This window comes from Vogesella oryzagri, from assembly GCF_040148885.1.
Lineage (GTDB): Bacteria > Pseudomonadota > Gammaproteobacteria > Burkholderiales > Chromobacteriaceae > Vogesella > Vogesella oryzagri.
Window position 1 is genome coordinate 1 of sequence record NZ_JBEFLD010000012.1, and the last position, 12,251, is coordinate 12,251.

Sequence of the window (12,251 nt, forward strand, 5' to 3'; positions counted from 1 at the left end):
TTAAAGAGCGGGCTGACTTCGTTTCGTTGCGTCGTCAGCAGAGGAGGCGAACTATACCCAGCCAACCCACACCCGTCAACACCCGCCACCACAGAAAACCCGACAAAATCGACAAGTCGTTGATCTGCAAAGCTATCGGCACGAAAAAATTTCACCATCACACCCCACCCGGCAATGGATAGCGGCTGCAGCACGCTCTGATCGCGCGTTTTTCTCTCCGATTTTCGTGATTTTTACCGGATTGTATGGCGAATGTTTTGACAATGAATCGAAGATAACAATAATATAAATGCGAATAGTTCTTATAACTACCAGCAAATACTTTATGGAACACCGTGCTTTCCACTATGGCGCCCTGACTGTGATCGGCGCGGCACACTTGGGGCTACTGATGCTCGCCTCCAACCACACCACACCGGTCACGCCGCCACAGCTGTTGCCGATCGAGATGGTAAGCATTAATGAAGCACCGCAACCGACAGCGGCGGCCGCGCCGCAACGCGTGACTCCCGTTGTGCCCAAGCAGCTCACGCCGCAGCCCGCTGCCGTTAAGCCGATCGTCACCCCCAGCGTGCCGCGCCAAGTGACAAGCAATGCTCCCAGCGTACCGGCGCCAAGCCAGCCGGCACCGGCACCAAGCAGCCCCAGCACTGCCGCCACGGAAACAACAAACCATGCGGCCAACGTTGAGCAGGCCGCCGTGCCGGAAAAAGTAGCCGTCACCCCGCCTTCATATGAGAAGGGCAGCTACTTGAACAATCCGAAGCCGGAATACCCGCCACTGTCGCTGGAGCTGGGGGAAGAAGGCACCGTGTACCTGCGCATCGCCGTGAACAGCAAAGGCCGGGCTACCGCGGTCAGCGTGGCCCGCTCCAGCGGCTTCCCGCGCCTGGACAGCTCCGCACGCCGTGCGGCCGCCGGCTGGAGCTACTCCCCGGCCATGCGCGGCGATGAGCCCATCGACGACACCTTTACCGCCCCGATCAAATTCGTCCTTCCAAACAAGACCAAAGCCTGAACATGAACCTGATGCACACCTTCGAACAGGGCGACGCCATTCTGGTGTCGGTTTTCCTGAGCCTGATCCTGATGTCGGTACTGACCTGGTATTTCATCGTGCTGCGCGGCTGGCGCGCGTGGCGCACCCTGCGCCTGAACCGTCAATCCGAAAGCCTGCTGTGGGCCGCCGACAGCTGGAAACAGGCGGAAGGCGAGTTGACCGCCACCCCGGCACCGGTATCGGCACTGCTGCGCGACGGCCTGGCGGCGCTGCGTCAGTACCAGCAACATAGCAGCAGCGCGCTGGGGCAGGCGTGCTCGCTGGATGACTACCTGACCCGCGCGCTGCGCAAACGGCTATTGCAGGAACAGCAAAAGCTGGAAGGCGGCATGACGCTACTGGCCACCATCGGCTCCACCGCGCCGTTCATCGGCCTGTTCGGCACCGTGTGGGGCATCTATCACGCATTGGTGAATATCGGCGCCCAGGGCCAGGTATCCATCGCCACCGTGTCCGGCCCGATCGGCGAGGCACTGATCGCCACCGCCGCAGGCTTGGCCGCCGCGATCCCGGCGGTGCTGGCCTACAACACCTTCACCCGCCTGAACCGGGTGATCAACCAGGAAATGGACCACTTCACCCATGACCTGCACGCCCACCTGCTGACCCACGGAGGCAACGATGGCGTTCGGTAGTTTTGACAAAGGCACCGATGCGCCGATGTCCGAGATCAACACCACACCGCTGGTGGACGTGATGCTGGTACTGCTGGTGGTGTTCATCATCACCGCACCGCTGCTGACCAATGCGGTGCAGGTCAATCTGCCGCAGGCCAGCGCCGCGCAGCATGAAGAGAAGCCGGAAGCCATCCGCCTGGCCATCAATGCCGATGGCAAGCTGTACTGGAACGATCTGCCGATCGAGCCGGGCCGGCTGAAGAGCCGCTTTGCCGAAGCCGCCGCCGCCAATGCCGCGGTGGAGCTGCACCTGCGCGCCGACAAGGCAGTGCGCTACGAGGTGGTAGCCACCACCCTGGCCGCGGCGCAAGGCAGCGGCATCAACCGCATCGGCTTCGTCACCGAAGCGCAGTAATCCTCCACGCCGTTCCCCCGCACTGCGGCCCACCCAGGTTGGCCGCACGGGGCGGCTTTTGCCCGTTTTTTACGCACAACGACACATTAGACATATGAAAAAGACCGCCTCCATCGTTGCCACCCAGGGTGCCCCCAAGCGCCTGCCGCACACCATGCTTGCCAGCATGCTGGCCGCCAGCCTGGCCCCGGGCCTGGCCATTGCCGCCGATGCCACCACCACGGCCAGCACCGACAGCAGCACCACGCTGGAAACCGTGGTGGTGACCGGCGAACAACCCAAACGCGGCAGCTACCAGGCCGGCACCACCACCCTGGGCAAGCAGAAGCAGGCGTTGAAGGATGTACCGCAGGCGGTCTCGGTCATCACCCGCCAGCTGATGGAAGATCAGGGTGACGTGAACCTGAAGGACGTACTGAAGAACGTGTCCGGCATCAGCTTCGCCGCCGGCGAAGGCGGCCGCAGCGGCGACCAGGTCTACCTGCGCGGCTTTGCCATGTTTGCCGACACCTACCGCGATGGCCAGCGCGATGTGGCGCAGTACAACCGCGACCCGTTCAACGATGAGAAAATCGAAGTGCTGAAGGGCGCCAGTTCCATGCTGTTCGGCCGTGGCTCCACCGGTGGCGTACTGAACCAGGTCAGCAAGACGCCGTTTGCCGGCGAACAGGTGGAAGTCACCGCTACCGTGGGCAGCAACGATTTCTACCGCACCACCACCGACGTCAACCAGGCGCTGTCCGACACCAGCGCCATCCGCCTGAACATGATGGCGGTCAACGATGGCAGCCCGAACAACATCAGCGAAGCGGAGCGCTTCGGCATTGCCCCCTCCATCGCTTTCGGCCTGGGCGAGCCCACCACCGTGGTGCTGTCGCACATGCGGCTGAAGGAAAACAACACCCCAATGCTGGGCGTGCCGTACAACCCGAACACCAACCGCCCGATCGACGTGCCGCTGGACCGCTTCTACGGGCTGCAGGGCATGAGCAGCGAAGACATCACCAGCGATATCAGCACCGCGCGCATCACTCACAAGCTGGACGCCAACAACGAGATCAGCAGCCAGCTGCGCGTGGCCCGCTATGACCGCTGGCTGGTCACCAGCCAGCCGCAGCTGCGCAACAGCACCAATACTGGCGGCATCAGCGCCGGCACTGCGGTAACCGACGACACCCTGCTGCGCTATTCAGGCAAGAACCGCGGCTCGCTGAACGAAGTGCAGGCGCTGACCACCGACTACACCGGCAAATTCGCCACCGGCGACCTGCGTCACAACCTGCTGGCCGGCGTGGAATTCGTGCGCGAAACGCAGAATGCCTTCACCATCACCGCCAACAGCAGCATCACCAACCTGACCACCACCGTGGGCGACCCGAGCAGCATCAGTTACACCGGCAGCTATAGCGAGTCGCCGTCCAACAGCTACGTCACCCGCAACCTGGCGGCGTATCTGACCGACACCGTTGAGCTGGGCGCCAACTGGAAAGTCATGGGCGGCGTGCGCATGGACACGCTGGAAGGCAACTACAAGAGCTACAGCAACGGTAGCGTGAGCCGCACCAACACACGTGATGACAAAGGCCTGAGCTACCGCACCGGCCTGATCTGGCAGCCGACCAATGAGTCCAGCTACTACCTGGGCTACAGCAGCCTGCTGAACCCGTCCGGCGAGGCCTACCAGTTCGACGTCAACAGCGGCACCGGCACCGACAAGCTCAAGGCCGAGCGCAACAACCACTACGAACTGGGTGCCAAGTGGGATCTGGCCGATGGCGATGCTACCCTGCGCGCCGCCATCTTCCGCACCGTGAAGCTGTACGAGCGCAACACCGATGCACTGTCGCCGGACATCAGCATCCTGTACGCCAAGCGCCACACCAACGGCATTGAAGTGGAAGCCGCCGGCCGTCTGAGCGAACGCTGGGAAATCTTCGCCGGCGCCGCACTGATGGACCCGAAGATCGACAAGGGCTGGAACTCCACCACCAACACCGAAACCAGCGTCAACACCGGCGCGGTGCCGAAGTACACGCCGAAGCGTACCGCCAACCTGTGGGCGACATATAAGGTGAACGAGGTGATTCGTGCCGGGGTGGGTGCCTACTATGCGGCCAAGCGTTTTGCCGCTGACGGCAGCACCGATCAGTCCAAGACCAACTACCTGCCGGCCTACGTGCGCTACGACGCCATGCTGGCCTACGAAGCGCGCAAGTACAGCGTGAAGCTCAACGTCAACAACCTCACCAACGTGAAGTACTACGACTCCGCTTACAGCGGCCATGCCTCCGCCGCCGCGCCGCGTGAAGTACAACTGACCGTGGGCTACAAGTACTAAGCCCGCCGCCTTGCGGCCAACCTCTGCAGCACTGCAGGTTGGCCGCAAGGCCGTTTTGGCGATGAGGGCAGCGCCATCGCCAAAACGCTGGCAGGATGCACCACCCCATCTTGCGCGTCTGCCAACCCGTTTTGCTCAGGAATCCCCATGCTGCTGCACATCCCCGAAGTACTGACCCGCGAAGAACTGGCCCACGCCCGCATGCTGCTGGCCAATGCCGACTGGCAGGATGGCCGCGCCACCGCCGGCCACCAGGCCATCGACGTCAAACACAACCTGCAACTGCCGGCCACTGGCGACACCGCCCGCGAGCTGGCGGCGCTGGTGCAGCGCGCGCTGGCGCGCCAGCCGCTGTTCATGTCGGCGGCACTGCCCAAAGTGGTGATGACGCCGATGTTCAACTGCTACCAGCGCGGCATGACCTACGGCAACCACGTCGATAACGCCGTGCGCACCGACCCGCTGTCCGGCCAGTACGTGCGCACCGACGTCTCCAGCACGCTGTTCTTCAGCGAGCCGCACGAATACGAAGGCGGCGAGCTGGTGGTGGAGGACACCTACGGCAGCCATCGCGTCAAGCTGCCGGCCGGCGATCTGATCGTCTACCCGTCCACCAGCCTGCACCGCGTCGAGCCGGTGCACAGCGGCGCCCGGCTGGCCTCGTTCATGTGGACGCAAAGCATGGTGCGTGACGATGCGCAGCGCGCCATGCTGTTCGACATGGACATGGCCATCATCAGCCTGCGAGAAAAGGTGGGCAACTGCCAGGAACTGGTAACGCTGACCGCCACCTACCACAACCTGCTGCGGCAGTGGGCGGAGCTGTAACGCGGCAAACGTTGGCCGCACGGGCAAAAAAAAACCCCGCCGGACACAGCCGGCGGGTCACCGTGGGACAGAGCAAAACCCTGATAATCAGGATTTACAGCCAGCTGGCAGCAAGCTGCCAACCGTCGGGTACTGTGCCGCAGCCGGCAGGCAGACCATGCCCGTGACAGTTCGGCTACTTCACACCACCCTACCGCGCCCCCGTTGCCGGGAGGGGTTCTTGCGGCGACCTTGCGGTCGCGCATTCCTGCATCGCTGCTGCCAGGCGGCAACAGCCGATAATTCGGGCATCCAGTATCTGCGTAAAGCAGAACCGACACCAGCAAAACTTGCATCCTTGCCATCAGCTGTCGTGCCGTTGCGGCAGCAGTACAGCACCGCAACAGACTACGGCTAGCGGCGGAAGTTGCATCCACCAGCACAAAGCCTAACAGCCCAAGCTTTCCATTTGCTTACAAGCCGGCGACAAACCGCAGCCGACTGCGGTTGGCATGCCACAAATACCGTTAAATGCGCGCTTTAATTGCCCTTGCAATCACCATGAGCATATTGCATTGCTGGATCGTATTAAATATTGATACAAAACAGTACAATGCCGCGCCACCGGAAATTTAACGTGCTATTGCAGCAAGGATTTTTGCCATGACCCGTGCAAGGTTACGCAGCGGCCCCAAGATTGACAAAGCATTCTTACGCATGTTTACCATGCAAAAAAATCATGGGATGTCTGCAATGAAATTGCCGCCGCTGAATGCCCTGCGCGTGTTCCTGGTTGCCGCCGAGCAGCACTCGTTCACCAAGGCCGGAGAAACCCTGCACCTGACCCAGGGCGCAGTGAGCCGCCATATCCAGACGCTGGAGGCGCACTACGGCCTGCCGCTGTTCGTGCGCCAGGCGCGCGGCCTGGCACTGACACCGGAAGGCGCCGCGCTGCTGCCGGCGGTGCGCGATGCCTTTGCCCGCATTGAGTCCGCCAGCGATGCCATCTCGCGCCGCTCGCGCGAGCTGCGGGTGAAGGCCAGCCCGTCGATTGCCTCGCGCTGGGTGCTGCCCAAGCTCACCCGTTTCCGCAATCTGCACCCGGAGCTGACGGTGTTCCTGGTTACCGTTACCGCCTTCGATCCCAACTTCAAGAGCCGCGAGTACGACATCTCGTTCCAGGCCAGCATCAGCAAGGAACCGGGGCTGATCTACCACCGCCTGCGCAGCGCCCGCTTCGTGCCGGTGGCGTCGCCGTCGCTGTTCCAGGACAAGCCGCTGCCCACGCCGGCCGAGTTCCGCAACTACCCGCTGCTGCACCCATCGCACGAAGACCCGTTCTGGGCCGAGTGGTTCGCGCTGGCCGGCGAAAGCGCCGGCGGCAATCCGGAAGCCTACGCCTTCGACACGCTGGACCTGGCCATCGTCGCCGCCAGCCGCGGCATGGGCATTACCCTGGCAGAAGAAAGCATGATTGCCGACGACCTGGCCGGCGGCACGCTGGTGCAGTTGTCGGATATCGCGCTGGTAACCGACTGGGCCTACTACCTGATCTACCCGCAAGAGCTGGCCACCCTGCCCAGTGTGATCGCCTTCCGCGACTGGGCGCTGGCCGAGTTCAGCGACTCGCCGCCACCGGCCACACCCTGAACCGGCGGCACGCACACAGCACAAGGCCCGGCATTGCCGGGCCTTGTCGTTTACTGCGGCCAACCTTGTATCAGGCGTCCGCGTTCGCCACTGCCGGCTTGCGCCAGCGCGCGCCCAGGCCGTCGAACCACAGGTACAGCACCGGGGTGATGTACAGCGTCACCAACTGCGAGAACAGCAGCCCGCCCACCACCGCCACCCCCAGCGGCTGACGCAGCTCGGCACCGGCGCCCAGCGCCAGCGCAATCGGCAGCGCCCCCATCATCGCCGCCAGCGTGGTCATCAGGATCGGCCGCAGCCGCAGCAGGCAGGCGCTGCGGATGGCGTCGTACGGCGTCATGCCCTGCTCACGCTGCGCCACCAGCGCAAAGTCGATCATCATGATGGCGTTCTTCTTGACGATGCCGATCAGCATCAGGATGCCGATGCCGGCGATGATGGTCAGCTCCTGCCCCATCAGCATCAGCGCCCCCAGCGCGCCCATCGCCGCCGACGGCAGGCCGGCGAGAATGGTCAGCGGGTGGATGTAGCTTTCGTACAGCACCCCCAGCAGCACGTAGATCACCACCAGCGCCACCAGGAACAGCGTGGTCTGGCTGCTCTGCGATTCGGCAAACGCCGCCGCGTCGCCGGCATAGCTGGTAAACACGCTGGCCGGCAGGCCGATGTCCTGCTGGATGGCTTTCAGGTGCTGGTCCACCTCGCCCAGCGCCACACCGGCCGGCAGGTTGAACGACAGCGTCACCGCCGGCAGCTGGCCCTGATGGCTGACCGCCACCGGCCCCACCGTGCGGCGCACGCTGGCGATGCTGGACAGCGGCAGCAGCGTGTTGTCGCTGCCGCGCACATACAGCCGCGTCAGGTCGAACTCGTTGATGCGGAACGCCTCGTCCAGCTGCAGCAGCACCGGGTAGCTGTCGGCCGAGGTGTAGATGGTGGATACCTGACGCTGGCCGAAGGCGGTGTACAGCGCGGTGCGGATGCTCTGCATGCCCACCCCCAGCTGCGCCGCCTTGTCGCGGTCGATCAGCAGTTCCGCCTGCAGCCCCTTGCGCTGCGCATCACTGCTGACATCCTGGAACAGCGCATCCTGGCGCATGCCGCGCTCCAGCTTGTCGGCCCAGTCATACAGGCCGCTGGCGTCCACGCTCTGCAGCACGTACTGATAGCGGCTCTTGCTCTGCCGCCCGCCCAGACGCAGGTTCTGCACCGGGTTGAGGAACACCGACAGGCCGTTCACCTTGCGCAAATCCTTGCGCAGGTCTTCCACCACCTGCTGCACCGCGGCACGTTGGCCGCGCGGCTTCAGCGTCACGAACATGCGCCCGCCACTGCTGCTCAGCGACGAGGTCACCGCCGCCACGTGCGGGCTGTGCTGCACGATCTCGGCGGCACGCGCCTGCAAGGCCGCCAACCGGTCGTAGGACACATCCTGCGCCACCTCGGTGTTGACCTGGATCTGCCCGGTGTCCTCCACCGGGAAAAAGCCCTTGGGAATAGCATTGAACAGCCACACCGACCCGGCCACCGTACCCAGCGCCACCAGCAGCGTGACGCGGCGGTGACGCAGCGCCAGGTCCAGCGTGCGCTCGTAGCCCGCCAGCAGCGCATCGAAGCCGCGCTCGAACACGCGGGCGATGGCATGGCCGTGGCCAGTGCCGGCATGGTGCGGCATGTGCTCGGCGCGCAAGAAGCGCGACGCCAGCAGCGGGATCAGCGTCAGCGACACCAGCGCCGACGCCAGCACCGCCAGCGTCACCACCACCGCGAACTCGTGGAACAGCAGGCCGATGACGCCATCCATGTAGAAGATGGGGATGAAGATCGCCACCAGCGACAGCGAGATGCTGATGATGGTGAAGCCTACCTCGCGCGAGCCGCGCAGTGCCGCCGCCAGCGGCTTCTCGCCCTGTTCCATGTAGCGCACGATGTTTTCCAGCACCACGATGGCATCGTCCACCACCAGCCCCACCGCCAGCGTCAGCCCCAGCAGCGAGATATTGTCGATGGAATAGCCCAGCAGATACATCAGCCCCATGGTGCCGATCAGCGAGATCGGCAGCGTCAGCGCCGGGATCACCGTCGCCGCCAGCCGCTGCAGGAACACGAAGATCACCATGATCACCAGCGCCACCGTCAGCAGCAGGGTGAGGTTGACGTCGTGCACCGCCTCACGGATGGCATCGGAGCGGTCGGACAGCGGCGCCAGCCGCACCGAGCCCGGCAGCTGCGCCGTGAGCTTGGGCAGCATGCCGCGGATGGCATCCACCACTGCCACCGTGTTGGCATCGGACTGGCGGAACACCGCCAGCACGATGGAGCGCTCGCCGTTGACCCAGCTGCCGGTCTTCAGGTTCTCGATGCTGTCCTCCACCTGTGCCACATCCGCCAGCCGCACCACCTTGTCGCCGTTGCGGCCCACCGCCAAGGCGGCAAACGCGGCGGCGTTGCGGTACTGGCTGTCGGCCTGCACCGTCAGCACCTGCGCGCGGCCCTCCAGCGTGCCCAGTGGCGTATTGCCGTTGGCCGCACGCAGCGCGGTGGCCACCTCGTCCAGCGTCAGGTTGCGGGCGGCCAGTTTTTGCGGATCGGCCTGCACCCGCACCGCGTAGCGCTTCTGGCCGAACACCTGCACCTGCGCCACGCCGTTGATGGTGGACAGCGTCGGCGACACCAGGTTTTCGGCGTAGTCGTTCAGCTGCGTCAGCGACAGCGCCGGCGAATTCAGCGCCAACAGCAGGATAGGCGCGTCGGCCGGGTTGACTTTGCGGTACGACGGCAGGCTGGTCATCTCCTCCGGCAGGCTGCGCTGCGCGCGCAGCAAGGCGGCCTGCACGTCCAGCGCCGCGCCGTCCAGATTGCGGCCGGGCACGAACTCCAGGGTGATGGAGGTGCTGCCCAGGCTGCTGGTGGAGCTGATCACCGCCACCCCGGGAATGGTGGCGAACTGTTTCTCCAGCGGCGTCGCCACCGAGGTGGCCATGGTTTCCGGGCTGGCGCCGGACAGGCTGGCCGAGACGTTGATGGTCGGCGTTTCATAGCTGGGCAGCGCGGCAATCGGGATGCGCCCCAGCGCCAGCAGGCCGCCGACGATCAGCGACAGGCACAGCAGCACCGTCATCACCGGACGGCGGATGCACAGTTCGGAAATCGTCATCACTGCGCTCCGCTGGCCGGTCGCTGGCCGCCGGCGTTAACGTTGGCCGCATGACCGCCGCACGAAGGCAGCCCGCCCGGTTTGCCCGCCGCCATCTTGCCCTCAGCGGCCGCCTTGGGCTTGCGCGGCGGCAACGGCTGCACCGCTTCGCCCGGACGCACGTTCTGGCCACCGCTGACAATCACCTTCACCCCCGGCTGGATGCCGCGCACGATGGCCTGCTCGTTGGCAATGCCCAGCAGCTGCAGCGGCACCGCCTGCGCCTTGTTATCGGCGCCCACCGCATAGGCAAACTGGCCGTCCGGGCCGGTAATCAGCCCGGCCACCGGCAGCGCCACCGCCCCCGGGTACTGCCCGGCCTGCAGCTGCACGCTGACAAACTGCCCCGGCCACAGCGCGCCGTCGCTGTTGTCGAAGCGCGCCTTCAGCAACACATTGCCGCTGGCGCTGTCCACCGCGCTATCGATAAAGCTCAGTTCGCCGCGGCGGCATACACCACCGGCGCTGTCTTGCGCCTGCACCGCCAGCGGCGCCGCCGCCTGCGCCTGCCGCACGGCGGCCAGCTGCTGCTCCGGCAGGTTGAAGCTCACCATCACCGGGTTCATGCGGGTGATGGTCAGCACCGGTTCGGCCATGCCGGTGGTCACCAGCGCGCCCGGCGCCAGGCTGATGGCGCCGATGCGGCCTGCCACCTGCGCGCGCAGCTGCTTCTGCTGCACCGCTACCTGCGCGGCGGCGATCTGCGCCCGGTCTGCGGCCAAGGTGGCGCGGCGGGTGTCGGCGGTAGCCTGCAGCGTATCCAGCGCACTTTGCGAGATGAAGTTCTGCCGTACCAGATCGCGGCCGCGCGTCAGCTCGCGCTCGGCGCTATGCAGCTGTGCCTGATCGCTGGCCAGCTGCGCGCGCGCCTTGGCCAGCGCCGCCTGCTCGCTGGCATCATCCAGCTGCACCAGCAGCTGCCCCGGCTGCACCATGCTGCCCTCGGTCACCAGCAGGCGCGCCACCACGCCGTTGGCCTGCGGCCGCACTTCCACCCGCTCCAGCGCGGTGACGCTGCCATTGGCAGTCAACAGCACCGGCTGCCGGTTGGCCACCACCGCGGCCAGCTGCACCGCCGGCGGCTTGCGCCCCGCCGGGGCCGCCGGCTTGGCCCTGCCCGCCTGCCACCACACGCCAGTGGCCAGGGCGGCCACCACCACGCTACCGATCAGGATCTTTTTGTTCATTGCTATCGTCTGCGCCAACACAATTGCGAATCATGCAAGCCTAACCAATTCCAGCGGCAAGCATGTGACCAAGTTGATTAATGAGTATGAATGGGTAGCGGCGCGCCGGCAGACGGCAAAACAAAAGCGGCCCGATGGGCCGCCTGCGGTACTACGCGTTGTGCTGCCCGGGGCAGCCAGCGCTTATTTCTTGCTGTCGTCGACATGCTGCTGCAGCAGCTTGCCCAGCAGCGGGTTGTCCAGCTTCTTGCCGTCCTTGGCATTGGAATCCTTGCCGAAGCGGTCCGGCGAGCCGGCCTTGCGCAGGTTCTCGCGTACTTTCACCGCCTCGAAACGGTTCAGATCGTAGAAGTTGATCGGCATGGAAGGCTCCTGAATGGCAAAGCGCGGCAGTATGCGCTGTGACGGGTAGGCTGTCCAGAAAAAACCGTTGCGAAAACAGGCAGTTAATCACCGTCCGGCGCTTGTATTTCCACCGCCGCGGCACAAATACTATGTTTGTCATGTCCATGCGTCTTTAATGGACAGGTAGCAACCACCTCAAGGAGTGCACTATGAGCTTGTTTGATCAACTGGGCGGCCTGCTGGGCGGCGAAGGCAACGGCGGTCTGCTGCAAAGCGCACAGACACTGCTGAACGACAACGGCGGCGTGTCCGGGCTGGTGGAGAAATTCCAGCAGGGCGGACTGGGCGAGATCGTGTCGTCGTGGGTGGGCACCGGCGACAACCTGGCGATCAGCGCCGAGCAGATCCAGTCGGTGCTGGGCAACGAGCAGATTGCCGGCCTGGCCGCCAAGCTGGGGCTGGACAGCAACCAGGTGGCACAACAGGTGGCCGAGCACCTGCCGACGCTGATCGACCGCCTGACCCCGAATGGCGAAGTGCCGCAGGGCGGCGACCTGCTGTCGCAAGGCGCCAGCCTGCTGGGCGGGCTGTTCGGTAAATCCTGACGCCAGCCGGCGTCGATACCCCACCGGCGGC

Annotated in this window: 11 protein-coding genes; 7 read left to right on the plus strand and 4 right to left on the minus strand. The window is 64.8% G+C overall.

Features of this window, described 5'->3' with window-relative positions:
• A partial coding sequence (locus tag ABNW52_RS18225) for a hypothetical protein (RefSeq protein ID WP_349591023.1) occupies window positions 1-194 on the minus strand: 194 nt, incomplete at its 3' end.
• 131 nt (window positions 195-325) lie between these two features.
• Between ABNW52_RS18225 and ABNW52_RS18230 the strand changes: the two genes are divergently transcribed.
• The 6 genes from ABNW52_RS18230 to ABNW52_RS18255 all read left to right on the plus strand — a co-directional run bounded on the left by ABNW52_RS18230 (window position 326) and on the right by ABNW52_RS18255 (window position 6,887).
• Window positions 326-1,018 (plus strand): energy transducer TonB, encoded by a 693-nt coding sequence (locus tag ABNW52_RS18230; RefSeq protein WP_349591026.1) that lies wholly within the window; start codon window positions 326-328, stop codon window positions 1,016-1,018.
• A gap of 2 nt (window positions 1,019-1,020) precedes the next feature.
• Window positions 1,021-1,695, plus strand: a complete 675-nt coding sequence (locus tag ABNW52_RS18235; protein ID WP_349591029.1) for a MotA/TolQ/ExbB proton channel family protein — start codon at window positions 1,021-1,023, stop codon at window positions 1,693-1,695.
• A complete protein-coding gene (locus ABNW52_RS18240) occupies window positions 1,682-2,092 on the plus strand; it encodes an ExbD/TolR family protein (protein ID WP_349591031.1) in 411 nt (136 codons plus the stop codon). The genes ABNW52_RS18235 and ABNW52_RS18240 overlap by 14 nt, the downstream gene beginning before the upstream one ends.
• 94 nt (window positions 2,093-2,186) lie before the next feature.
• Complete coding sequence (locus ABNW52_RS18245) at window positions 2,187-4,430, plus strand: TonB-dependent receptor (protein ID WP_349591033.1); 2,244 nt, start codon at window positions 2,187-2,189, stop codon at window positions 4,428-4,430.
• A gap of 147 nt (window positions 4,431-4,577) precedes the next feature.
• The gene (locus ABNW52_RS18250) at window positions 4,578-5,258 is read left to right on the plus strand and encodes a Fe2+-dependent dioxygenase (RefSeq protein WP_349591035.1); all 681 of its coding nucleotides are present in this window, start codon (window positions 4,578-4,580) and stop codon (window positions 5,256-5,258) included.
• A gap of 732 nt (window positions 5,259-5,990) precedes the next feature.
• Window positions 5,991-6,887 carry a LysR substrate-binding domain-containing protein gene (locus ABNW52_RS18255; RefSeq protein WP_349591037.1) on the plus strand — a complete coding sequence of 299 codons (897 nt, stop codon included), beginning with the start codon at window positions 5,991-5,993 and terminating at the stop codon, window positions 6,885-6,887.
• Between the two features lie 70 nt (window positions 6,888-6,957).
• Here the strand turns inward: ABNW52_RS18255 and ABNW52_RS18260 are convergent, their stop codons facing one another.
• From ABNW52_RS18260 to ABNW52_RS18270, 3 genes are all read right to left on the minus strand, one after another.
• Entirely contained in the window at window positions 6,958-10,044 is a 3,087-nt protein-coding gene (locus tag ABNW52_RS18260) for an efflux RND transporter permease subunit (protein WP_349591040.1), read from the minus strand.
• Entirely contained in the window at window positions 10,044-11,270 is a 1,227-nt protein-coding gene (locus ABNW52_RS18265) for an efflux RND transporter periplasmic adaptor subunit (RefSeq protein ID WP_349591043.1), read from the minus strand. The genes ABNW52_RS18260 and ABNW52_RS18265 overlap by 1 nt, the downstream gene beginning before the upstream one ends.
• 183 nt (window positions 11,271-11,453) lie before the next feature.
• Window positions 11,454-11,633, minus strand: coding sequence for a hypothetical protein (locus ABNW52_RS18270; protein WP_349591046.1), 180 nt, complete (start codon window positions 11,631-11,633; stop codon window positions 11,454-11,456).
• A gap of 191 nt (window positions 11,634-11,824) precedes the next feature.
• Between ABNW52_RS18270 and ABNW52_RS18275 the strand changes: the two genes are divergently transcribed.
• On the plus strand, window positions 11,825-12,220 hold the full coding sequence (locus ABNW52_RS18275; protein WP_349591047.1) for a YidB family protein: 396 nt from the start codon (window positions 11,825-11,827) through the stop codon (window positions 12,218-12,220).
• Window positions 12,221-12,251: the final 31 nt, after the last annotated feature.

Coding starts and splice junctions, on each gene's coding strand:
- ABNW52_RS18270 (WP_349591046.1), bottom strand. CDS start 11,633: ATGCCGATCAACTTCTACGATCTGAACCGTTTCGAGGCGGTGAAAGTA.
- ABNW52_RS18265 (WP_349591043.1), bottom strand. CDS start 11,270: ATGAACAAAAAGATCCTGATCGGTAGCGTGGTGGTGGCCGCCCTGGCC.
- ABNW52_RS18250 (WP_349591035.1), top strand. CDS start 4,578: ATGCTGCTGCACATCCCCGAAGTACTGACCCGCGAAGAACTGGCCCAC.
- ABNW52_RS18245 (WP_349591033.1), top strand. CDS start 2,187: ATGAAAAAGACCGCCTCCATCGTTGCCACCCAGGGTGCCCCCAAGCGC.
- ABNW52_RS18240 (WP_349591031.1), top strand. CDS start 1,682: ATGGCGTTCGGTAGTTTTGACAAAGGCACCGATGCGCCGATGTCCGAG.
- ABNW52_RS18235 (WP_349591029.1), top strand. CDS start 1,021: ATGAACCTGATGCACACCTTCGAACAGGGCGACGCCATTCTGGTGTCG.
- ABNW52_RS18260 (WP_349591040.1), bottom strand. CDS start 10,044: ATGACGATTTCCGAACTGTGCATCCGCCGTCCGGTGATGACGGTGCTG.
- ABNW52_RS18275 (WP_349591047.1), top strand. CDS start 11,825: ATGAGCTTGTTTGATCAACTGGGCGGCCTGCTGGGCGGCGAAGGCAAC.
- ABNW52_RS18255 (WP_349591037.1), top strand. CDS start 5,991: ATGAAATTGCCGCCGCTGAATGCCCTGCGCGTGTTCCTGGTTGCCGCC.
- ABNW52_RS18230 (WP_349591026.1), top strand. CDS start 326: ATGGAACACCGTGCTTTCCACTATGGCGCCCTGACTGTGATCGGCGCG.